We start from the raw sequence: 22,432 nt of genomic DNA on the forward strand, positions 1-22,432 counted from the left end.
AAGAAAAAGTTTAAAGTTTAAATTCTTTGTGAAGACATTATGTTCGCACAAATTTTTAAACTTTAAACCTTTACAGTCGAAGTTAAACGATTAAACAATTTAAACGATTAAACTTTTAAACCTTTATTTAGAAAACAAAGATTGCTCTTTCGCTCATCATTTCGTTTACTTCATTGGCTACTTCTTCGATGATATCTTCATCGGTATGGTTCATTAAAACCTTATCAATCATAGCAACAATAGTTTCCATATCTTCTTCAACAAGACCACGAGTTGTGATTGCTGGAGTTCCCACACGAATTCCCGAAGTTACAAATGGAGATTTATCATCAAATGGAACCATGTTCTTATTTACAGTAATTTCAGCTTTTACCAATGCATTTTCAGCATCTTTACCAGAAATTCCTTTGTTTCTAAGGTCAATCAACATCATGTGATTGTCTGTACCTCCAGAAATAATATTGTAACCTCTTTTTACAAAAGCATCAGCCATAGCATTTGCATTTTTTTGCAATTGCATAGCGTAGGTGAAAAATTCATCTTTTAATGCTTCACCAAAAGCTACTGCTTTGGCAGCTATAATGTGCATCAATGGACCTCCTTGGTTTCCAGGGAAAACGGCAAGATCTAATAAAGCTGACATCATTCTGATTTCTCCTTTTGGTGTAGTTAATCCCCAAGGATTTTCAAAATCTTTACCCATCATAATTAAACCTCCACGTGGTCCACGCAATGTTTTGTGAGTTGTAGTTGTTACAATATGACAATGAGGAATTGGATCATTCATCAACCCTTTGGCGATAAGCCCTGCAGGATGTGAAATGTCTGCCATTAAAATAGCACCAACACTATCAGCAATTACTCTAAAACGCTCAAAATCCATATCACGAGAATAAGCTGAAGCTCCTGCAATGATTAATTTTGGTTGCTCTTTAGTAGCAATTTCTTGAATTTTATCATAGTTCAAACGTCCTGTTTCTTGATCTACACCATAAAAAACTGGGCTATACAAACGTCCAGAAAAATTTACTGGTGAACCGTGAGTTAAGTGTCCTCCATGTGATAAATCAAAACCTAATATTTTGTCACCTGGTTTCAAACATGCAAAAAACACTGCAGTATTGGCCTGTGACCCAGAATGTGGTTGCACATTTGCATAAGTAGCACCAAATAATTCTTTGGCTCTGTCAATAGCTATTTGTTCAACAATATCTACTACTTCGCATCCGCCGTAGTATCTTTTACCAGGATATCCCTCGGCATATTTATTAGTCAAAACAGACCCAGCTGCTTCCAATACTTCGTCACTTACGAAGTTCTCTGAAGCTATAAGTTCTAGTCCGTGAATTTGTCTGTCTTGTTCTTCAAGAATGAGGTCAAAAATTTGTTCGTCGCGTTGCATTTCTTTGATTTTCGTTAATTTGACGCAAAAATACAAAAAAACGTTTGTTTAACTGTTAGATTATAATATATTTGACAAGTAATTTTCAACAAACAATTAACATTATCATGCCAATAAAAGCAAACGACACCAGTAGAAAATCATGGTTAGAGGTGCTGTCAAACAGCGACTTCCCTATTCAAAACATCCCTTTCGGTGTTTTTCTTACCAAAGAAAACATTGTAACAGTAGGTACTCGTATTGGCGATTTTGCTATCGATTTAGGCGCATTACAACAGTTAAATTACTTTGAAGGTATAGAATTGACAGACGATATGTTTATGCAAGATACCTTGAATGATTTTATATCCGATGGACAAAAAACATGGAGATTGGTACGCAATAGAATTGCAGATATTTTTGATGCAACAAATCCAGAATTAAGAGACAACAACTCGCATAGAGATATAGTTATTTTTAGAATGGAAGATGTTGAGATGCAACTTCCGGTATTAATAGGTGATTATACTGACTTTTATTCCAGTAAAGAACATGCTACCAATGTTGGAAAAATGTTTCGCGATCCCGAAAATGCTCTATTACCAAACTGGCTTCATATACCTGTAGGATACCACGGAAGAAGTTCCTCTATTATTCCATCTGGAATCCCAGTGCACAGACCTATGGGACAAACGCTTCCAAATGGAGAAACAACTCCAGTTTTCGGGCCTTCTAGACTGATAGATTTCGAATTGGAAACTGCTTTTATTACTACAGATGTTAATATAATGGGAGAAAATATTCCAATTGGAGAAACCGAAGATTATATTTTTGGAATGGTATTATTAAATGACTGGAGTGCTCGTGATATTCAAAAATGGGAGTACGTTCCATTGGGACCATTCTTATCCAAAAACTTTGCGTCTTCAATATCTCCATGGATCATCACTATGGATGCATTGGAACCTTTTAGAACCAAAGGACCAAAACAAGAACCAACACCTTTTCCTTATTTACAACAAAAAGGAAAACACTCTTTCGATATTAATCTTGAAGTTGCCATTGCTCCAGAAAACGAAGAACCAACTGTTGTTTCTAGGACCAATTTCAAATACATGTACTGGACAATGAGTCAGCAACTAGCACATCATACATCAAACGGTTGTAGAGTAAACTCTGGAGACATGATGGGATCTGGAACTATTTCTGGCCCTACCCCCGATAGTTATGGTTCCATGCTGGAATTGACATGGGGCGGAAAAAATCCTATCACTTTAAATGATGGCACTGAACGTAAATTTATAAATGACGGAGATACTGTAATTATAAAAGGATTCAGCCAAAACGGACAAGTACGCATTGGTTTTGGAGAATGTTCCAGCAAACTGCTTCCTCCTTATGTAAGACAATAATCTAAATACTTTCACATTAACCGATAATCTAAATAGTTGTCGGTTTTTTTTATGCTGTTCAATAAGTATAATTCAATTAAGGAATAGTAAGTTTGCAAAATATATTTCAAGTATAAAAACAAAAATTATTCATAGCCCCAAAACATGAAAAAAATTACTTTCTTAATTGCATTTTTTGTTCTATTCACTTCCTGCGGAGTAAAACAAACTCAAAATAATCTGGCTTCTGGTAATTATGACGCCGCTATTGATATTGCACTTTCCAACTTACGATCCAACAAAGACAAAAAAGGAAAACAAGATTACATCTATTTGCTAGAAGAAGCTTTCGCTAAAGCCAAAGAACGTGATCTTAATACTATTGACTTTCTTAGTAAACAAAACAATCCAAACGATTTGGAGAAAATTTACAATACTTACCTAGCTCTTAATGATCGCCAAGAAAAAATCAGACCATTACTTCCATTAAAATTAATGAACGAAGGAAGAAATGCTACTTTCCCTTTCGATAATTATAATGAACAAATCATCAGTAGCAAAAACGCATTGTCCAATTATTTATACAATAATGCAAAAGCCTTGATGCTTACCAAAAGTAAAATGAATTATCGAAGAGTATATGATGATTTAGCTTATTTGGATAAGATAAACCCAGGTTACAAAGATGTGGCCAAAATGATGAAAGAAGCACAACTAAAAGGTACAGATTATGTGATTGTATATACACAAAACGAAACCAACATGTTTATCCCTAATCAATTGCAAAATGACTTATTGGATTTCAAAAGTTACAAATTGAATGACAAATGGACCGTTTACCATAGCACAAAACAAAAAGACACGTATTATGATTATGGAATGCTAATCAACTTTAGATCGATTTTTATATCTCCAGAACAAATAAAAGAACGAGAATTCATCAAAGAACGCCAAGTTGTTGACGGACAAAAAAAACAGCTTGACGCCAATGGAAATATTGTTTTAGACAGACAAGGAAAACCAGTAATGATTGACAATCTTATTAAAGCAACAGTAAACATTTACGAAGTTAGACAATTTAAATCATGTCAAATTGCTGCAAAAGTAGATTACATTGACAATAAATCGAAACAATCAATTGAATCCTTCCCTATATCCAGTGAGTTTGTTTTTGAAAACATCTATTCTACTTATAAAGGAGATCGAAGAGCAGCCGATGATAATTATTTCAGCTATTTTGACAAAAAAATAGTTCCTTTTCCAACTAGCGAGCAAATGATTTATGATACTGGTGAAGATTTGAAATCCAAAATAAATGCAGTGATTACTCGCAATCAGTTTAGAAAATAAAACATTTGATATTTATAATTATAAGAAAAGCGACTCAAAACTGAGTTGCTTTTCTTGTAAATCTTAACCCTATTATTAAATGCAAAATAAAAATATTCAAGAAGCATTGTATACTTTCGCTCAAAAAAAAAAATATTTTACAATTACAAAACCAATAACGGTGCAATTATCCCAAAACTAATCTGTACCGTAGTGCCCTCCACTGCATTAAAAGTATTTTGGGCATAGTTAGAATAATTGTTTTTCTTCGCCACATAACCTACATAAAACTTCATATTGAAATCGGCAAATGGAGAATACTCAACCGTTGGAATAATACCGTAAGAAGTTACCAAATTAGAACTTTTATTGGGGTCAGGATTTCCATTCCAATAACCATTACTGTTCATTAAGGTCAACAACAAGTTAACTTTTGGCCGAATCATATACTCCGCTCTAACCCAGTTTTCAACATAAGAAACATCTTGTGCTGCATAAGTATATTTGCTCTTAATGATATTTGAAACAATACCTTTTTGATCTAAGTCTTCTTTACTGTATTGAAAATCGTAATACAACACTAATTTATCAGCTTTCAATTTGTTTCCTAAAGCAATATAATTGCGACTGGAATTTTCGGCATCCATAAAATAACCATAGCTATAGGTGGTTTCCAGTTTTCCATTAAACAGATGTCCTTTCCAATTGCCTACTACCGCCAACGGGGTTTCGCTGGCCTTAATCCCAGGAGGAATAGTAGTTCCATATTGCTCTTGAAACGTTTTGGTTCTGGAATTCAAAACCTGAAGATTGAAAGCATTTTTATGATCCAATAATACATACGTAAGAGCTGCCCCTACAAGAAAATTGTCTGCATTATTATTGATGGTATTATAGGATAAAATCTCGATAGGATTCATCAAAAGTTCGTAACCACCCCAATCGCCAATCATTTTTCCAAAAGTTAATTTCGTTTGCGGAGCAATATCAATGGCTACATACGCAAAATCCACAGAACGACTAATATTATCTACTGTGTTTGGATCAGCAATTTTTGTATAACGGTTTCGGAATCGAAAGGATACTTTGTCATGAATTTTGCCTTTCACTTCAAATCGGAATTGATTAACCGAAAAAAGCGAATTGGTATGATTGTTATCAACAAAATAATTATCAAAAGCCATTCGAGTATTAAAAATAACATCTACATCTTTTAATAAAGAAAGTTTTGAAGTCGGAATCAAAGGAGCTACTTCAAGATTTCCTTCTTCTGTTTGTTTTTGACCAAATGAGAAAAATGAAAACAAAAGAAGCATTGAATAAATAAAGTTTTTCATCAGGTTTTACTACTTCTACTATTTTATATTTTTAAAGACCACCTTACCCGATTCAACATCATACAAAGCACCTATAATATCTACTTTCTTTTCATCAAATCGCTCTTTTATAATAGGTTCTGCAGTTTTCAAAAAAGCAACACCGTGAGCAATATTGGCATCTATGGCATTATCAACAGATAATTTATCGGTAGTCGATAGATTTTTCTCTTCATTCTCCCTTTCGATATAATTAATAATGTTTTTTATGTGATCCAAGTGGTCATAATGCCCTTTGGAATTGATAAATGCTTTGATAGCTCCGCAATCTTTATGCCCCATAACCACAATCAATTTACAGTCCAAATGTTCTACAGCATACTCTATACTCCCCAATTCATAATCTCCCATTACATTTCCTGCAGTACGAATTGAAAAAATATCACCTAGTCCCTGGTCAAAAACAAGTTCAGCCGGAACTCTGGAATCCGAACAACTTATAACAATAGCAAATGGGTGTTGCCCTTTTTTAAGATCTCTTAATCTTTCGAGTGTTTCATCTGGATGCACGGGTTTTCCTGAAGAAAATCGTTTGTTTCCTTCTTCCAATTTTTGAAGGGGTGACAAATTTGGGTTTTCCGTTTTATTACAAGCAAATAAAGCGCTTAAAAACAGCAAACAAAGTAGTCCTTTTTTCATGGTTGTTTCCTTAAATTACAACAATAACAAACTAATTTTTGTCATTGAAGGCGTAAAATTAAGGATAGAAAACTTTGAACATATTGACATTTATCATGTTTGATGTATTTATTAAATAGGCAAAATATCATTTAATAGAATCAAACGTTATAGTTAATATCTTGTATTGAAATTCTTAAATGGATTTCAAGTTTATTTATATAGGAATTCACTCAAAATAAAATTTAACAGGTATATTAATACATTTCGGGAGTCAAAATAAATTTAAAAAGCTTTATTTCGTTGCTGTCTTTGTTGTTTTAAATCACTGTAGATTGATTATCTCTAAAAGTTTCAAGACTCAAATTTGTTGTGAAACTGCTCACTATTTCATTTTCTACAGACTTTTTAAAAGCAGTAACATCAATGTGTTGTTTTTGAACATGAACCAAAGTAAAAACGTATTGAACGGTATTGTTGGACAAATCTTTTACATTTTCCATCCGTATATCATTGCTTATTATTATTATTATTATTATTATTATTATTATTATTATTATTATTATTATTATTAGGCAAGCGGTTTTTTATCTGTCTACTAAAGCGGTAAGTTCTTTTCCAACCGATTTCTCATTCATAAAATAGTATTAAGCTAAACCAATCAAAACTAAAACTTTAACGATTTGAATTATTTTTCGAATGAGCAGTTTCTGTTTTCTTTGTTTTTCTTCCATTACTAATTTGGGAAAAATACTTTTTTTGCTTCTTTCCAATTCATCAATTGATCATGAATCGATCGTTTTGATTCAATTTTAGAAGAAAATTTTTTAGATTGCTTCATAGCTTCTAAATGAGTTCCTTTTCGATAAAAATCATTAATATCATTTTCATTTTCCCACAAAGTCATTGTATACCATACTTTAAAATTCCAGCTCCCTGTTACTTTATATTTTTTACAATTCGTTTGTTGTAGATCTTTTATAATTTGCCCATTAAACTTAAAAAAAGCAAAAAGTTTTGAATAAGAAAGCAACTCGATTTTAGTTATTGATACGATCATTAGTTTTTAAATTGTGTTCTTTTATATTTAAATGAATCCTATTTTAAGCAATACAAAACTACGATTATTGCAAGTCATTAAGCATTAAAAAATAATTAACAAAATTCTCTCTACCAAATATACCCAATATCCAATACAGAAAAATTAAAATTATTTTTTTTAATTAATTCCTTTCTTATAAAAAAAGTCTTCTTGTTTTCCTTAAAATCTTGTCTAATGTCGACAAAGTAACTACCCCTTTTTTCTTGCAGAGGTTTCACTTATATGAGCTTTTGCGAACTAACGAAGTCAAATAATTAGCATACACCTCATAACCTTCGCCTACTCATTAAAAAAAAGAAAAATTATACCAAAAAACAGTCTTTTGATTTAAAATTTTCTTTTTTAATACAAAAACCGCTCTATTTGTTAAAAATTTGACTTTTGCAAAAAATTTAGTATTTGGTTCGAAAAATAATTATACATTTGCACCGATGAAAAATACAGGAACATATATAACAATTATCTCCCGGATAATCACACCTACGACTTCTCCCGAAGTACGGATGCTATAACTATAGCTTCCAAAGTGTATTAGTAATATATTTATTCATTCCTATAATTTAACGTTTTGAAATTATTTCCATTTTTATTTGGATTTATACATCCAAAAAACAATACCATACAAAATTTATCTATCTGTAATTCAATATATTGGGTTGTCATTTATTGTATTTATCTTATATTTGATAATGCAAAATCAGAACGATTTAAATTGAATTACTTTGCTTTTTTTAATCTAAAATATAACTTTTGAAATGAATATTTCTATTGTAGTTACTCAAGAAGAACATTATAAGTATTCGCAGGAAATTTGCGATACGATAGAATCATCTGCCCTATTGAGAGGTACTGGAATTGCTAAAAGAACGCCGGAATACATCCAAAAAAAGATGGAAAATGGGGATGCGGTTATTGCGCTTAACAACGGAATTTTTGTTGGTTTTTGCTATATCGAAAGTTGGCAACACGGACAGTTTGTAGCACACTCCGGATTAATTGTACATCCTGATTACAGAAATTTGGGATTGGCAAAAAAAATCAAATCGTTTGTTTTTGACTATTCGTTACAAAAATATCCAGACGCAAAAGTATTCGGAATCACGACAGGATTGGCGGTAATGAAAATCAATTCGGATTTGGGTTACAAACCAGTTCCATTCTCCCAATTAACCACAGACCCAAGTTTTTGGAAAGGGTGTCAAACCTGTACCAATTTTGAAATTTTAAAAAGCAAAGAATACAAAATGTGTTTGTGTACTGGTATGCTTTTTGATCCAAAAGAAAAACCAAAAGACCCGCCAAAACATCCGTTTAATGTAAAAATATTGAATCGATTGAAAGAAATAAAACAAGCATTATTTCTTAAAAAACAATAAGTTTTAATAAAAAACCACAGCTTAAAGCCTAAAGTTTAAAGCCTAAAGAAAATAAAAATGAAAAAAGTAGTATTAGCATACAGCGGAGGATTAGACACTTCTTATTGTCTTAAATATTTGAAAAATGAAAAAGGGTATGAAGTTCATACCGTATTAATCAACACCGGCGGTTTTGACGACGAAGAATTAAAAGCAATCGAAGACAGAGCCTACGAACTAGGAAGCGCCAAACACGCCAACTTAACCATCGTTGATAAATATTATGACAAAGCCATTAAATATTTAATTTATGGCAATGTCTTAAAAAACAACACCTACCCCCTATCTGTAAGTGCTGAGCGTGTTTTTCAAGCAATAGAAGCCATAAAATATGCCAAATCTGTAGGTGCCGAAGCAATCGCTCATGGAAGTACAGGTGCAGGAAACGACCAAATTCGTTTTGACTTGATTTTCCAAACCATCGCTCCCGAAATCGAAATCATCACTCCTATCAGAGACTTAAAATTATCTCGTCAAGAAGAAGTGGATTATTTGTCTAAAAACGGCGTTCACTATTCTTGGGAAAAAGCACAATATTCCATCAACAAAGGGCTTTGGGGAACTAGCGTAGGTGGAAAAGAAACTTTGACTTCAAGTAAACCATTGCCAAGCGAAGCCTACCCATCGCAATTGCAAAAAACAGGAGAAGAGAAAGTAACGCTTCAATTTGAAAAAGGACAATTAGTGGGAATCAATGGCGTTCTTGATGCACCAACAAAAAATATCGTTGCGCTAGAAAAATTAGCCAACGCGTATGCTATTGGTAGAGATACTCACGTGGGTGATACGATTATCGGAATCAAAGGAAGAGTTGGTTTTGAAGCTGCCGCCCCTTTAATCATCATCAAAGCACACCATTTATTAGAGAAACACACGCTTGGAAAATGGCAACAATACTGGAAAGAACAACTAGGAAACTGGTACGGAATGTTATTTCACGAAGGGCAGTTTCTAGATCCTGTAATGCGTAACATCGAGGCTTTCCTCGAAGACACTCAAGCTACGGTAAACGGAACCGTGATAGTTTCGCTTAAACCGTATCATTTTACGCTTGACGGAATCGAGTCCGAAAACGACTTGATGAATACCGGTTTTGGTCAATACGGCGAAATGAACAACGCTTGGACCTCTGACGATGCCAAAGGATTTATCAAAATTCTGGGTAATGCACAAAATATATTCTCGTCGGTAAACAAATTGACGCACGATTAATACGGCAATTTAAAGAATTGTTAGGAGCGAAAGATTAGGCATTTTTGGAGGTATGGGTTCCCGCCATCATTCCAATCTTGTGTAGAGTCGGGTTTGAAACCCGTCTCTACAAAAGGATTTTCCCTTCTGTCGGGGCTAAAAAGGGATATTGAGGTTTTTCAGGTTTTATTATCCTGCAAGGTTTTTTTTTAACCTTGTAGGTATAGTTTAGAATGCTTAAACAAGGTCAGAGAAAAAAATATTTTTTCATCCTGCAAAGTATTTTCAAACACTTTTAGATGAAATATAGTCCGTTTAAATACCTACAAGGTCAAAAAAAAGACCTTGCAGGAAAAGCAATAAAATCACATTCAGTTGAATAGCAATAACAAAACCCTTTTGCGCCCTTGCGTCTTAGCGGTAAAACAAAACAAAAAAAATTATGATTAACATAGGTATAATTGGCGGATCTGGCTATACGGCCGGCGAACTCATCAGAATATTAATGTTTCATCCCGATGTTACTATCGATTTTGTTTACAGCACCACAAATGCTGGAAAACCGCTTTCGGTAGCGCATCACGATTTATTGGGCGATATCGAAATGAACTTTACCGATACCGTAAATCCGAATGTAAACGTGGTTTTCTTGTGTTTGGGACACGGAAAATCAAAAACATTTTTGACCGAAAATCAGTTTGCGAACCATACCAAAATCATCGATTTAGGAAACGATTTCAGATTACATAAAGACGAAGTTTTTGACGGTAAAAAGTTTGTTTACGGCTTACCGGAACTGAACAAAACCGCAATTAAAAACGCTCAGTTCATTGCTAATCCGGGTTGTTTTGCCACTGCAATTCAGTTGGCATTATTGCCTTTGGCGGAAGCTAAATTATTAAATGGAGATATTCACATTAACGCCACAACGGGAAGTACCGGAGCTGGAGTGGGACTTTCAGAAACCTCTCATTTCAGTTGGAGAAACAATAATATGTCGCATTACAAAGCTTTCGAACACCAACATTTAGGTGAAATATCCGAAAGTTTGCACCAATTGCAAAATAATTTCACAAACGAACTGCTTTTTATTCCGAACAGAGGCGATTTTCCAAGAGGGATTTTCGTAACATTGTACACCACTTGCAACGAAAGTCTGGAAGATATTGTTTCTAAATACGAAGCATTTTATAAAAACCAACCTTTTGTAACCGTTACTAAAGCTGGCATCAATATGAAACAAGTGGTTCAAACCAATAAATGCATTATTAGTTTAGAGAAAAAAGGAAACCGGATTTTGATTACCTCTGTAATTGATAATTTAGTCAAAGGCGCCTCCGGACAAGCCATTCAAAACATGAATTTAATGTTTGGATTGGAAGAAACTACAGGATTGCATTTGAAACCAAGTGGATTCTAGAAAAGTTAAGAGTCAAAAGTTAAGCGTGCCTTAACGTATAACTTATAACCCCTAACTTATAACATTTAACATCAACAAAATGAACTTATTTGACGTTTACCCATTATACAACATCACTCCTGTAAAAGCATTAGATTGCAAGATTACAGACAAAAACGGAGTAGAATATTTAGATTTATACAGTGGCCACGGAGTAATCTCCATTGGCCACACCCAACCGGATTATGTAGCCAAATTAAAAAATCAATTGGACAATATCGGGTTTTATTCGAATGCGATTCAGAATCCATTGCAAGTGGAATTGGCTGAGAAACTAGGCAAACTTTCAGGATGCGAAGAATACAGCTTATTCCTTTGCAGTTCTGGAGCTGAAGCCAATGAAAACGCATTAAAACTGGCTTCTTTTCACAACGGAAAATCAAGAGTGATTGCTTTTGACAACTCTTTTCACGGAAGAACTTCGGCAGCGGTTGCGGTAACAGACAACAAGAAAATTGTTGCTCCAATCAATGCGCAGCAAGTCGTTACTTTCTTACCATTAAACAATCTTGATTTGGTAGAAACCGAATTGAAAAAAGGAGATGTTTGTACCGTAATAATCGAAGGAATTCAAGGCGTTGGAGGATTGGATGAAGGCACAACTGAATTTTTCCAAGGATTAGAGAAACTTTGCAGTCAATACGAAGTGGTTTTAATTTTAGACGAAGTACAATCCGGTTATGGAAGAAGCGGGAAGTTTTTCGCTTTTCAACACCACAACATTAAACCGGATATTATTTGCCTTGCCAAAGGAATGGGGAACGGTTTCCCGATTGGCGGAATCTTGATTACTCCAAAATTCACTGCTAGCCACGGATTATTAGGAACTACCTTTGGTGGAAGCCATCTTGCTTGTGCCGCTGGAATTGCAGTTCTAGATGTAATTGAAAATCAAAAACTGATAGACAACGTAAATGACGTTTACGCCTATTTTTTGGAAGCAATCAAACAAGTGCCTGAAATTGTCAAAATAAAAGGGAAAGGATTAATGCTAGGCATAGAATTTGATTTTGACGTAAGTGCATTGCGTAAAAAAATGATAGTCGAAAAGCTTATATTTACCGGAAGTGCCAACAATAAAAATCTATTGAGAATCCTTCCGCCTTTAACAATTAAGAAAGAAGCAATTGATACGTTTATAGTTGCGCTGAAAGAAAGCTTAGCTGAATTAAAGGCCTAGTTTTTCAATAAACCATTGTCAAAGTTCAAAACTTTGACAATGGTTTCCCAACAAATTAAACCGCTCCGCAAAGTCTCCGACTTTGCGGAAGTGACGATCGGTCTCTGACCGAATACAAAACGAAGGTTAAAAACCTTTAAAACACCCTCAAAGTAACAGATTTTGCGGAGCAAAGTTTATATTTTATATTACAAAATTCTAAAATCTAACCTCTAAAATCTAAAATAGATAATGAGCCATTTATTACCGATACAAAAAAGAAATGCAGTTCTGAATCGAATGGCAGATTTGCTCGAGCTAGAACGAACCAATATCAAAAAAAGCAATCAGGAAGACCTTGAGAACTACAAAGGTGATGATTTGGCGATGGAAAAACGTTTGCTTGTAGATGATGCCAAAATTGACGGAATGATTCTTTCGTTGCGTCAATTGTTTGCCCAAGAAGATCCTGTAGGACAGGAACACTTTCATTTTGTACACGATAATGGCATTAAAATCACCAACAAAACAGCGGCTTTCGGAACGATATTGATTATTTATGAATCAAGACCGGACGTTACTGTTGAAGCAGGCGGTATCGCTTTCAAATCGGGGAATAAAATCCTCTTGAAAGGCGGTAAAGAATCCTTGCGCTCCAATTTAAAGATTGTGAGTCTTTGGCACCAAGCCTTAAAAGACAATGAGGTAGATACGAATTGGGTCGAATATTTGAATTACGACCGAAACGAAACACAAGCCTTCTTGGAAAAACCAACCCAAAAAGTAGATTTGATTGTACCTAGAGGCGGTGAAAATCTAATTGCTTTTGTCAAGAAACACGCTACTTGTCCTGTAATTGTAAGCGGCCGTGGCAACAATTTTGTGTATGTAGAAAAGGACGCCAACTTAGATCAAGCCCTTTCAATCATTATCAATGGTAAAACGTCCAATATATCAGTTTGCAATGCTTTGGACAAAGTATTAATCGACACAAATCTGCCAAACTGGGAAATTTTTGCAAAAAAAGTGGTTACCGAATTGCAACAAAAAAACGTCACAGTTTTGGGAGACGAAACGATTTCAAAAATAACAAACGTTCCTCAAATAGAATCGGATTTGGTTTGGTATGAAGAATTTCTGGATTATAAAATTGTGATTGGAGTTACCAATTCGAATCAAGAAGCCATCGAAAAAATAAACAAATATTGTGGTGGCCATTCGGCGTCTATCATCACCAAAAATGATGCTGTTGCCCAAGAATTCATGGAGAATGTGGATACAGCAGCCGTATATCAAAACGCCTCTACCCGATTTACAGATGGCGGTCAATTTGGCCTTGGCGGAGAATTAGCAATCAGTACCGATAAACTCCACCAACGCGGACCAATTGGTTTACAGCATTTAGTGACTAATAAATGGTATATTTATGGTGACGGACAGATAAGATAAGGTTGCAGATTGTTGATTAACGATTTTTGATTTCAGAATAAAGAGAAAAGAACAAAGAATAAAGATTTTTAGGAAGATAATGCTTTGCGAACATTGCTATTCTAAACGTTCCAATTATAAAAAATTTGCGCCCCTTGCGGTAAAATCCTCAAGCGGTAAAAAAAAAAATAAAAATGGCTAAAAAAAGAATATTACTAAAGTTAGGCAGTAACACCTTAACCAAGGAAACCAATCATATTTCGAGAGGAAAAATTGAAGATATTGGTATGCAAATAGCGGCTTTGCAAGACCAATACGAATTTATTATTGTAAGCTCAGGAGCAATTGCTGCCGCCAAACAATTTGTAAAATTGGACAATAACGACCAGGAAGTGTTTGTGAAACAAGCTTTAGCTTCGATTGGACAGCCTCATTTGATGCGGATTTACCACGAAAATTTCAGTGATTTGGGTTTGCATATTTCACAATGCCTACTCTCCTATTCTGATTTTGAAAAGGAACAGTCCAATGTCAACATCGTAAATACCATCAATGTATTAGTCAAGAACAATTACATTCCGATTATCAATGAAAATGATACTGTAGCAACAGATGAAATTAAATTTGGAGACAACGATAAACTGGCAGCCTTAACAGCAGTACTATTAAATGTTGATATTCTGATTATTGCAACCAACACTAACGGAATTTACACCAAATCGTCAATTAACGATGATATTCCAAAAACAATAGAATTGGTTACCGATTTATCGCTGTTACAAAAGGAAATTGGCGATGCAAAATCCTCTCACGGAACAGGAGGCATGCAGTCTAAAATTGATTCTGCGGCCATTGCCAAAGCGGCAAATATCGAAACCTGGATTGTAAACGGACTCGAAGATAATTTTATGTTGAAGGCGATGAATAATGAAATTGCTTTCACAAAGATAGTGTAGAAATAGTACGCGGATGACCCGGATTTGCTAAAGCAAAGTCGCGGATAAAAACTGATGTTTTTTTTTCTGATGTTTCTTAGGATTGTACAGAATGGAACGCGGATGATACGGATTATCTAAAAGGTAAGACATAAATTAAACTGATTTTAAATATGGGTCTATTACACGAAGAATTAACAGATGTTATTATAAAAACTTTTTATGAAGTTTATAATGAATTGGGTTATGGCTTTTTAGAAAAAGTGTATCAAAATTCCCTGTATTTAGAATTAAAAAATAAAGGATATAAGGTTGAAGCTCAAAAGAGAATTAACGTTTACTATAAAGGAACTGAAGTAGGTGAATATTATGCTGATTTAATAGTTGAAAACACGATTATTCTCGAATTAAAAGCCGCTGATTGTATTGTAAAAGATTTTGAAAACCAAATTTTAAATTATTTAAGAGCTACAGATTGTGAAGTGGGATTGCTTTTAAACTTTGGAAAAAAAACCGAATTCAAAAGAAAAATATATGAAAACAACCGAAAAGCAAGAAAACAAAAAATCGTTTAATCGACATCAATTATAAGTTTAAAAAATCCGCCCCTCATCTGTGTCTTCGCGATAGCGAATCAGTTTAATCAGCGTACAAATAATAAGTAACATAAGAAAAAAACCGCGCCTTTTATGTGTCTTCGCGATAGCGAATCAGTTTAATCAGCGTACAAACTATTTACATTATGAACTACACCTCAATAAAAGAAATCGACTCCCTCAAAGACTGGGTAAAGCAAGCGATAAAAATCAAAAAAAAACCACTTAAAAACAAAAAACTAGGAAAAAACAAAACATTAGTAATGTTGTTTTTCAACTCCAGTTTAAGAACGCGTTTGAGTACTCAAAAAGCATCCATAAATCTTGGAATGAACGTGATGGTGATGAACTTCGGCAGCGAAGGCTGGACTTTGGAATTCGAAGATGGAACCATTATGAACCAAGGCGCTTCGGAACACATTAAAGAAGCAGCTGAAGTCGTTTCTCAATACGCCGATATCATTGCAATTAGGGCTTTTGCTGGTTTGGTTGATAAAGAAAAAGATAATGCAGAAACTGTAATGAATGGCTTCTTGAAATATGCTACTGTTCCGATTCTGAATATGGAAAGCGCCACAGGTCATCCGTTACAGTCCCTTGCCGATGCTATCACGATGGAAGAATACAAAACGAAACACAGACCAAAAGTGGTACTTTCTTGGGCACCGCACCCTAGAGCTTTACCTCAGGCCGTTCCCAATTCATTTGTAGAAATGATGCAATTGCAAACCGAAATGGATTTTGTGATTACACATCCGGAAGGCTACGAATTGAATCCTGAAATTACCAAAGATTCCAAAATTGAATACGACCAAGACAAAGCTTTTGAAAACGCCGATTTTATCTATGCCAAAAACTGGAGTAATTATACCGATTATGGTAAAATTACCAATTCAGACCCCAACTGGACCATCACGTCCGATAAAATGAAGTTAACAAATAATGCCAAATTCATGCACTGTTTGCCTGTAAGACGTAATGTAATTGTAACAGATGAAGTAATTGACAGCGAAAATTCAATTGTCATCGAACAAGCCAATAACAGAACCTACTCGGCGCAATTGGTATTGCAAAAGATTTTGAAAAAATTAGAGAAAAGAAAATAGAACATAGACAAATAGATAATAGACATTTTAGTAAATCACAAATCTAAAATCATAAATCAACAATCATAAATCAATATGACTCCATTATCCATTATAAAAATAGGTGGTAACATCATCGACAATCCATCAGAATTGTCACAATTCCTTATTGATTTTTCCAAAATAGAAGACAACAAAGTGCTTGTTCATGGTGGTGGAAAATCGGCTACCAAAATGGCTCAAAGTATCGGATTGGTACCGCAAATGATTGATGGACGCCGCATTACTGATGCACCAATGCTCGATGTGGCCGTCATGATTTATGCTGGTGAAATCAATAAAAATGTAGTGGCTCAATTGCAGGCAAATCACACCAATTCCATGGGATTTTCGGGTGCCGATGGTAATTTAATTCTGTCGAGCAAACGAAACCATCCAACAATTGATTATGGTTTTGTGGGTGATGTACAAAAAGTGAATACTCCTTTATTAGAAACACTACTAAAAAGCGGAATAACTCCCGTTTTTTGCGCCATTACTCACGATGGAAATGGGCAATTATTGAACACCAATGCCGATACGATTGCCAGCGAATTGGCCATCGCCTTATCCGAAGTTTTTGAGGTTACTTTAACGTATTGCTTCGAAAAACCAGGTGTTTTATATGATTCTGATAATGACAGTTCGGTAATCGAAAAAATCAATCACGAATTATACACCAAATTAAAAGCCGAAAAAGCCATACATTCTGGCATGATTCCTAAATTAGACAACTGTTTCAATAGTTTGTCCAAAGGAGTTCAGAAAATAAAGATTGGTCATCACCGAATGTTAAAAGACTCGAAGGCAATATGCACGAATATTGAGTTATAATAATTCACCGCTAAGACGCGAGGTCGCAAAGAAAAAATGTATAACCTTGCGACTTTCCGTCTTTACGGTAAAAAAACCTTAACGGTAAAAAAATGAAAAACATAGAAACCCTCACACAAGAAGCCATAGCTTTATTAAAATCGCTGATTGAAACTCCTTCCTTTTCGAGTGAAGAAGACCAAACAGCACTTTTAATCGAAAATTGGTTCCGCCAAAATAGCATTCCTTTCGAAAGGGAAAATAATAACATTTGGGCTTTCAATCGGCATTTTGACAAAGCCAAACCTACTTTATTACTCAACTCGCACCACGACACTGTAAAACCGAATCAGGGCTATACCAACGATCCGTTCAAAGCCATCGAAAAAGAAGGGAAATTGTATGGATTGGGCAGTAATGATGCGGGAGGATGTCTGGTTTCGCTTATGGCGACTTTCGTTTATTTTTATAACAAAGAAAACCTATCCCACAATATTGTTATGGTGGCTTCCGCCGAAGAAGAAAGCAGCGGTAAACAAGGTCTAAATAGCGTTTTGAAACATTTACCCGAGTTAGATTGCGCCATTGTGGGTGAACCTACTTTGATGCAATTGGCAGTGGCCGAAAAAGGATTGTTGGTGCTCGATGTTGTTGTCAAAGGAACCGCTAGTCACGCCGCACACAATAATCCTGACAACCCAATTTACAATGCGATGTCCGTTATTCAATGGTTTAACAGCTATCAATTCGAAAAAATTTCCGAAGTTTTGGGGCCTGTAAAAATGACCGTTACCCAAATCAATGCTGGAAAGCAACACAATGTAGTTCCGGCCGAATGCCATTTGGTGGTTGATATTCGCGTCAATGATTGTTATAGTAACATCGAGATTTTAGAAACGATCAACAAAAATTTAACCGCTCAAATCACACCGCGTTCTATGCACTTGAATGCCTCATCTATTCCCGTTTCGCACGGTTTGGTGCAAGCCGGAATCGCATTGGGAAGAACAACCTATGGCTCGCCTACCCTTTCGGATCAATCGGTTTTGAGTTGTCAATCCTTGAAATTGGGGCCAGGAGAATCCCTGCGGTCACACTCGGCAGACGAATTTATATACATTAATGAAATAGAAGAAGGCATCCAATTGTATATCAAAATACTGGGAGACTTTTTTAAAAACTAAAATAATCATCCTGAGCATAGTCGAAGGAAGGAGCTAATTCCCGCTATCCGCTACAATCTTTTTTATCCCTCCGCTATCGCTACGGCACAAAAAAGGATTTCCGCTAATATCGGGGCTAGGGCATTCAGGAAACAAGAAATTTATTTTAAAAAAAACTTTGTGAATCTTTGAGCTTCCTCTGCGAATCTCTGCGAAATAAAAAAATATCTTATGAAACTTTGGGAAAAAGGAATACCAACCGACAAACAAATCGAACATTTTACGGTAGGAAACGATAGAGAGCTCGATTTGGTTTTGGCCAAATACGATGCTTTAGGTTCTATTGCCCACGCCAAAATGTTAGGACAAATTGGTTTACTAACAGATACCGAAACCGAATCTTTGGTCTTGGCTTTGAACGAAATCATAAAAGACATTGCGAACGGGAATTTCGAAATCGAAGATAGTTTTGAAGATGTACATTCTAAAATTGAATATTTACTGACCGTAAAACTGGGCGATGCCGGAAAAAAAATCCACACCGCACGTTCCCGTAACGATCAAGTTTTAGTCGATGTGAACTTATACCTGAAAGATGTAGTCAAAGAATTGAAAGAGCAGGTAAAAACGCTTTTTGACATACTGATGGAATCGGCAGAGAAACATCAAAATGTATTATTGCCAGGTTACACACACCTTCAAATTGCAATGCCATCTTCTTTTGGGATGTGGTTTTCCGCTTATGCCGAAAGTCTGATTGACGATATCACGATGCTCAATGCCGCTTTGAAAATCGTTGACCAAAATCCATTAGGTTCTGCGGCTGGTTACGGAAGCTCTTTCCCTATCAACAGAACATTCACTACTCAAGAATTGGGTTTCGAAACCTTAAAATACAATTCGGTTGCCGCACAAATGAGCCGTGGAAAATCGGAAAAAACAGTTGCTTTTGCCATGAGCAGTGTGGCTTCTACCCTTTCCAAGTTTTCTATGGATGTGTGTTTGTATATGAGTCAGAATTTTGGTTTCATCGGTTTGCCATCGCATCTTACAACAGGTTCCAGCATTATGCCACACAAAAAAAATCCAGATGTTTTTGAATTGATTCGTGGCAAATGCAACAAGATTCAAGCCTTACCTTTCGAAATCACAATGATTACCAATAATCTTCCAAGCGGTTACCACAGGGATTTACAACTCTTGAAAGAAGGATTGTTTCCAGCGATTCAAAACCTAAAAGCCTGTTTGGATATTGCTATATTCTCTATCAAAGACATTACGGTGAAAGACAACATTTTGAATGACCCAAAATACAACTATCTGTTTACTGTTGATACCTTAAACGAAATGGTGGTTGCCGGAATGCCTTTTAGAGATGCCTACAAAGCTGTTGCCGAACAATTGGAAAACAGAACGTATCAATCTCCAAAAGAGACCAAACATACCCATGAAGGAAGCATCAATAATTTGTGTTTGGAGGAAATTAAAGAAAAGATGAAATTAAGTTTTTAAACTTATATAAAATAGAAAACCTCATTTAAATCGATCTTAAATGAGGTTTTTTTATGTTTTTTTAATTTTTAAAATTTCAATTTTCCAGTTTTTAGATATATCGTAGAATTTATGATTGAACTATTCATAGCATCTGTAAAAGCTTGTTCAAAAGCAAAAAACACCACACTTCCATTTCCATTGGATACAAAATCCAAAACTTTTTTTCTTGATTTTATATCATATATCTGAAAATGAGATTTTATAATACAACTTTCGCTTTGAGTACCTCCAGACATACCCATACCTCCATTTGACATAGCCATAGGCATACCAGGACTTCCTTGTATACGGTTTGTAATTTCATGGTCATAAATTCGTATTAGATAATCCGCTTTAGAATTCGTAAATAATGAATCTACCTTTTTTTGTTGTTCTTGAGTAAATGTCAAAGGATCATTTGAAACAAATTCCAAAGATTGATCATATTTTATTTCACCAAATATTTTTTCTTCTTTCAATTTACGCATATATAAATAAGCATACTGCCTCACAAAATTTACCTTTTGATTATAATTTTTATTAAAAGTTTTGGTAAATTCACTTAGCAATATGTTGTCATTACCAACAAGTACCGCAGTTTTATCAGGGCCAAAAGCAAATTTTGAATCTTGATAATTAGCAGTTTCACTAATACGAACTGCTTCACAGGAACATAAAAACAATTGAACACCCACTATTCCGGCTATTAGCCTTTTACTTATTTTCATTTATTTTATTCTTTTATGTTTTGAAATTTCTGTATATTTTATGAAGTACAAAAGACATGAACTAAAAATAATTTAATTTCAATAAATCAATTCAAATTAGTTATCCAGGTTTTCAATTATTTGATTGTTTTCATTCTTCCATATTCCATTTGAAAATACAATTATTCCATATTTCTCATGATAATACATATTCCCATATTTAGAATTTTGAGGATTTATTCCAACATAATCAGGAATACATATAGTTTGGCCATTATTTTCATGTGGTTTATAGCCATCATCACAAAGATTTTGCTTTTCACAACTTACAAGTGAAAAGAAAATAATTGCTAGAAAAAAAACATTGATTCGATTCATTTTTATATAATTATTAATTTTAAACATTTCAAGCCATTCAAATTAATTTTTTTACTTCATTTCAAAATAAAGTAATTCTGTATTTAAAAATAGTCTAATTCAAAAATGAAAAAAATTCACTTATAATTACCCTTTGACAACATATATATCACGAATATATAAATTTTAGAATAACATTCTTAACAAACGACTATAAAATCATCAAATATTTCCTTAATTTTTATTAATTTTTTTAATTGAAAAATGAAGAAAACACTTTTTACCTAAAAATCAATTAATTGTATTGATAGTAAAAATCATATACCAATTTTTATAAAAATATAATTGAGGTTAAAATATAGGTCTTTTGTTAATTAATAATCGATTAAACAAAATATCCCCAATTAGTTTCTAACTTTTTGAGAACATCTTTAATTATTGGTTCTATTGTAACCTATTCTGCCCTAAAACATTAATAAAAAATAACATATAAACTCATTTTTTTAACATTAAAAAAATAGTATGCATGCATAATATTTTATATTTTCACAAAAAATTTAAAAAACTAACCCCAATGAAATTAACCTACACAATTGCATTTTTAGTATGTATCAGCGCTCTTTTCTTTAACAGTTGTTCAAGTGATGACGAAACAAAAAATGAAACAAGCGCAACAGATAATACAACCCTAAAAACTTTTAACGATGTTACTTTTTCTCTAGACCGCTCAGAGAGTTATGATGCTGGACAGTATTTCTCAACCGAATTAGGAAAATCTTTTAAAACTAGTAAAATTGATGCAACAACATTACCTAAAATAGATATTGCTTTTTTTAGTGCATCTTATACTTTGAGTTATTTTTTGAGTCCAAATGATGCAGATTATGGTATTAAGAATGCTTCTAAAACAATTTTTCTTAATGCTCCAATAGGCATAATAAATGTAGATCAATTTAAAAAAATTGAAAAAGGTTCTGATTTAGATGGATATAAAATTGATGCCGATGATGATGATTCTTTCCCTGATAGTTCTATGCCAAATGTGGTATTATTCAAAAATGCTGCTGGCAAAAAAGGGGTGATCTATATCAAATCTGTTCACCGAGTGGGTTACGACCCTAGAATTGTAGTAGATATTAAAATACAAAAATAAAATTGCTTACTAATTCAATTTTTAAAACCGGTTTCTCTTAATTGAAAAATCGGTTTTTTTTTGCTTTTCAATTTCATCTTTTTACTAATGAAAATTCAAGGTGGTAAAAATTCAAAGTTATTCCAATTCAAAATCACTCTTCTTTTACTTATAAATTAGTACTAAAATTTGTATATATTTGAAGAATATCTTAAATAAATAG

At 34.1% G+C, this 22,432-nt stretch carries 21 protein-coding genes; 14 read left to right on the forward strand and 7 right to left on the reverse strand.

Going from position 1 to position 22,432, the window contains the following annotated elements:
• Positions 1-127: 127 nt before the first annotated feature.
• On the reverse strand, positions 128-1,402 hold the full coding sequence (glyA, locus tag AC8GF4_RS08675; protein WP_506593924.1) for a serine hydroxymethyltransferase: 1,275 nt from the start codon (positions 1,400-1,402) through the stop codon (positions 128-130).
• Positions 1,403-1,509: 107 nt separating this feature from the next.
• Here glyA and fahA point away from each other — a divergent pair, with 107 nt between their 5' ends.
• Both fahA and AC8GF4_RS08685 read left to right on the forward strand, forming a co-directional pair.
• A complete protein-coding gene (gene fahA / locus AC8GF4_RS08680; protein ID WP_506593926.1) occupies positions 1,510-2,793 on the forward strand; it encodes a fumarylacetoacetase in 1,284 nt (427 codons plus the stop codon).
• Between the two features lie 144 nt (positions 2,794-2,937).
• A complete protein-coding gene (locus AC8GF4_RS08685; protein WP_506593928.1) occupies positions 2,938-4,122 on the forward strand; it encodes a COG3014 family protein in 1,185 nt (394 codons plus the stop codon).
• Between the two features lie 143 nt (positions 4,123-4,265).
• Here the strand turns inward: AC8GF4_RS08685 and AC8GF4_RS08690 are convergent, their stop codons facing one another.
• The 4 genes from AC8GF4_RS08690 to AC8GF4_RS08705 all read right to left on the reverse strand — a co-directional run bounded on the left by AC8GF4_RS08690 (position 4,266) and on the right by AC8GF4_RS08705 (position 7,155).
• Positions 4,266-5,438, reverse strand: a complete 1,173-nt coding sequence (locus AC8GF4_RS08690; RefSeq protein ID WP_506593930.1) for a porin — start codon at positions 5,436-5,438, stop codon at positions 4,266-4,268.
• Between the two features lie 18 nt (positions 5,439-5,456).
• Entirely contained in the window at positions 5,457-6,116 is a 660-nt protein-coding gene (locus tag AC8GF4_RS08695) for a carbonic anhydrase (protein WP_506593932.1), read from the reverse strand.
• A 299-nt stretch (positions 6,117-6,415) separates the two neighbouring features.
• Positions 6,416-6,598: a hypothetical protein gene (locus AC8GF4_RS08700; protein WP_506593934.1), complete on the reverse strand. Its 183-nt coding sequence runs from the start codon at positions 6,596-6,598 to the stop codon at positions 6,416-6,418.
• Between the two features lie 233 nt (positions 6,599-6,831).
• The gene (locus AC8GF4_RS08705) at positions 6,832-7,155 is read right to left on the reverse strand and encodes a hypothetical protein (RefSeq protein WP_506593936.1); all 324 of its coding nucleotides are present in this window, start codon (positions 7,153-7,155) and stop codon (positions 6,832-6,834) included.
• Between the two features lie 797 nt (positions 7,156-7,952).
• On the opposite strand from AC8GF4_RS08705, the gene AC8GF4_RS08710 reads away from it, so the two are divergent.
• The 11 genes from AC8GF4_RS08710 to argH all read left to right on the forward strand — a co-directional run bounded on the left by AC8GF4_RS08710 (position 7,953) and on the right by argH (position 19,992).
• Positions 7,953-8,573 carry a GNAT family N-acetyltransferase gene (locus AC8GF4_RS08710; RefSeq protein WP_506593938.1) on the forward strand — a complete coding sequence of 207 codons (621 nt, stop codon included), beginning with the start codon at positions 7,953-7,955 and terminating at the stop codon, positions 8,571-8,573.
• Positions 8,574-8,630: 57 nt separating this feature from the next.
• Positions 8,631-9,824 carry an argininosuccinate synthase gene (locus tag AC8GF4_RS08715; RefSeq protein ID WP_506593940.1) on the forward strand — a complete coding sequence of 398 codons (1,194 nt, stop codon included), beginning with the start codon at positions 8,631-8,633 and terminating at the stop codon, positions 9,822-9,824.
• Between the two features lie 421 nt (positions 9,825-10,245).
• On the forward strand, positions 10,246-11,223 hold the full coding sequence (argC, locus tag AC8GF4_RS08720) for an N-acetyl-gamma-glutamyl-phosphate reductase (RefSeq protein ID WP_506593942.1): 978 nt from the start codon (positions 10,246-10,248) through the stop codon (positions 11,221-11,223).
• Between the two features lie 79 nt (positions 11,224-11,302).
• Positions 11,303-12,442, forward strand: coding sequence for an aspartate aminotransferase family protein (locus AC8GF4_RS08725; RefSeq protein WP_506593944.1), 1,140 nt, complete (start codon positions 11,303-11,305; stop codon positions 12,440-12,442).
• A 231-nt stretch (positions 12,443-12,673) separates the two neighbouring features.
• The gene (locus tag AC8GF4_RS08730; protein WP_506593945.1) at positions 12,674-13,870 is read left to right on the forward strand and encodes a glutamate-5-semialdehyde dehydrogenase; all 1,197 of its coding nucleotides are present in this window, start codon (positions 12,674-12,676) and stop codon (positions 13,868-13,870) included.
• A gap of 173 nt (positions 13,871-14,043) precedes the next feature.
• A complete protein-coding gene (gene proB / locus AC8GF4_RS08735; RefSeq protein ID WP_506593946.1) occupies positions 14,044-14,805 on the forward strand; it encodes a glutamate 5-kinase in 762 nt (253 codons plus the stop codon).
• 152 nt (positions 14,806-14,957) lie between these two features.
• Positions 14,958-15,359, forward strand: a complete 402-nt coding sequence (locus AC8GF4_RS08740; RefSeq protein WP_506593947.1) for a GxxExxY protein — start codon at positions 14,958-14,960, stop codon at positions 15,357-15,359.
• A 167-nt stretch (positions 15,360-15,526) separates the two neighbouring features.
• Positions 15,527-16,486, forward strand: a complete 960-nt coding sequence (locus tag AC8GF4_RS08745; protein ID WP_506593948.1) for an N-acetylornithine carbamoyltransferase — start codon at positions 15,527-15,529, stop codon at positions 16,484-16,486.
• A 75-nt stretch (positions 16,487-16,561) separates the two neighbouring features.
• A complete protein-coding gene (gene argB, locus AC8GF4_RS08750) occupies positions 16,562-17,338 on the forward strand; it encodes an acetylglutamate kinase (protein WP_506593949.1) in 777 nt (258 codons plus the stop codon).
• 92 nt (positions 17,339-17,430) lie between these two features.
• Positions 17,431-18,501 (forward strand): M20 family metallo-hydrolase, encoded by a 1,071-nt coding sequence (locus tag AC8GF4_RS08755; RefSeq protein ID WP_506593950.1) that lies wholly within the window; start codon positions 17,431-17,433, stop codon positions 18,499-18,501.
• A 210-nt stretch (positions 18,502-18,711) separates the two neighbouring features.
• The gene (gene argH, locus AC8GF4_RS08760; protein ID WP_506593952.1) at positions 18,712-19,992 is read left to right on the forward strand and encodes an argininosuccinate lyase; all 1,281 of its coding nucleotides are present in this window, start codon (positions 18,712-18,714) and stop codon (positions 19,990-19,992) included.
• Between the two features lie 68 nt (positions 19,993-20,060).
• On the opposite strand, the gene AC8GF4_RS08765 is transcribed toward argH, so the two are convergent.
• Both AC8GF4_RS08765 and AC8GF4_RS08770 read right to left on the reverse strand, forming a co-directional pair.
• Positions 20,061-20,741, reverse strand: a complete 681-nt coding sequence (locus AC8GF4_RS08765; RefSeq protein ID WP_506593954.1) for a hypothetical protein — start codon at positions 20,739-20,741, stop codon at positions 20,061-20,063.
• A gap of 96 nt (positions 20,742-20,837) precedes the next feature.
• Positions 20,838-21,098, reverse strand: a complete 261-nt coding sequence (locus tag AC8GF4_RS08770; protein WP_506593955.1) for a hypothetical protein — start codon at positions 21,096-21,098, stop codon at positions 20,838-20,840.
• A gap of 553 nt (positions 21,099-21,651) precedes the next feature.
• On the opposite strand from AC8GF4_RS08770, the gene AC8GF4_RS08775 reads away from it, so the two are divergent.
• Positions 21,652-22,230 carry a hypothetical protein gene (locus tag AC8GF4_RS08775; protein ID WP_506593956.1) on the forward strand — a complete coding sequence of 193 codons (579 nt, stop codon included), beginning with the start codon at positions 21,652-21,654 and terminating at the stop codon, positions 22,228-22,230.
• Positions 22,231-22,432 lie beyond the last annotated feature (202 nt).

Origin of the sequence: Flavobacterium rarum (SeqCode) (assembly GCF_965234445.1) — a bacterium.
GTDB lineage: Bacteria > Bacteroidota > Bacteroidia > Flavobacteriales > Flavobacteriaceae > Flavobacterium > Flavobacterium rarum.

Coding starts and splice junctions, on each gene's coding strand:
- AC8GF4_RS08715 (WP_506593940.1), top strand. CDS start 8,631: ATGAAAAAAGTAGTATTAGCATACAGCGGAGGATTAGACACTTCTTAT.
- AC8GF4_RS08690 (WP_506593930.1), bottom strand. CDS start 5,438: ATGAAAAACTTTATTTATTCAATGCTTCTTTTGTTTTCATTTTTCTCA.
- AC8GF4_RS08745 (WP_506593948.1), top strand. CDS start 15,527: ATGAACTACACCTCAATAAAAGAAATCGACTCCCTCAAAGACTGGGTA.
- AC8GF4_RS08695 (WP_506593932.1), bottom strand. CDS start 6,116: ATGAAAAAAGGACTACTTTGTTTGCTGTTTTTAAGCGCTTTATTTGCT.
- glyA (WP_506593924.1), bottom strand. CDS start 1,402: ATGCAACGCGACGAACAAATTTTTGACCTCATTCTTGAAGAACAAGAC.
- AC8GF4_RS08700 (WP_506593934.1), bottom strand. CDS start 6,598: ATGGAAAATGTAAAAGATTTGTCCAACAATACCGTTCAATACGTTTTT.
- AC8GF4_RS08775 (WP_506593956.1), top strand. CDS start 21,652: ATGAAATTAACCTACACAATTGCATTTTTAGTATGTATCAGCGCTCTT.
- AC8GF4_RS08705 (WP_506593936.1), bottom strand. CDS start 7,155: ATGATCGTATCAATAACTAAAATCGAGTTGCTTTCTTATTCAAAACTT.
- fahA (WP_506593926.1), top strand. CDS start 1,510: ATGCCAATAAAAGCAAACGACACCAGTAGAAAATCATGGTTAGAGGTG.
- argH (WP_506593952.1), top strand. CDS start 18,712: ATGAAACTTTGGGAAAAAGGAATACCAACCGACAAACAAATCGAACAT.
- AC8GF4_RS08770 (WP_506593955.1), bottom strand. CDS start 21,098: ATGAATCGAATCAATGTTTTTTTTCTAGCAATTATTTTCTTTTCACTT.
- AC8GF4_RS08685 (WP_506593928.1), top strand. CDS start 2,938: ATGAAAAAAATTACTTTCTTAATTGCATTTTTTGTTCTATTCACTTCC.
- AC8GF4_RS08710 (WP_506593938.1), top strand. CDS start 7,953: ATGAATATTTCTATTGTAGTTACTCAAGAAGAACATTATAAGTATTCG.
- AC8GF4_RS08725 (WP_506593944.1), top strand. CDS start 11,303: ATGAACTTATTTGACGTTTACCCATTATACAACATCACTCCTGTAAAA.
- AC8GF4_RS08730 (WP_506593945.1), top strand. CDS start 12,674: ATGAGCCATTTATTACCGATACAAAAAAGAAATGCAGTTCTGAATCGA.
- AC8GF4_RS08755 (WP_506593950.1), top strand. CDS start 17,431: ATGAAAAACATAGAAACCCTCACACAAGAAGCCATAGCTTTATTAAAA.
- proB (WP_506593946.1), top strand. CDS start 14,044: ATGGCTAAAAAAAGAATATTACTAAAGTTAGGCAGTAACACCTTAACC.
- AC8GF4_RS08740 (WP_506593947.1), top strand. CDS start 14,958: ATGGGTCTATTACACGAAGAATTAACAGATGTTATTATAAAAACTTTT.
- argC (WP_506593942.1), top strand. CDS start 10,246: ATGATTAACATAGGTATAATTGGCGGATCTGGCTATACGGCCGGCGAA.
- AC8GF4_RS08765 (WP_506593954.1), bottom strand. CDS start 20,741: ATGAAAATAAGTAAAAGGCTAATAGCCGGAATAGTGGGTGTTCAATTG.
- argB (WP_506593949.1), top strand. CDS start 16,562: ATGACTCCATTATCCATTATAAAAATAGGTGGTAACATCATCGACAAT.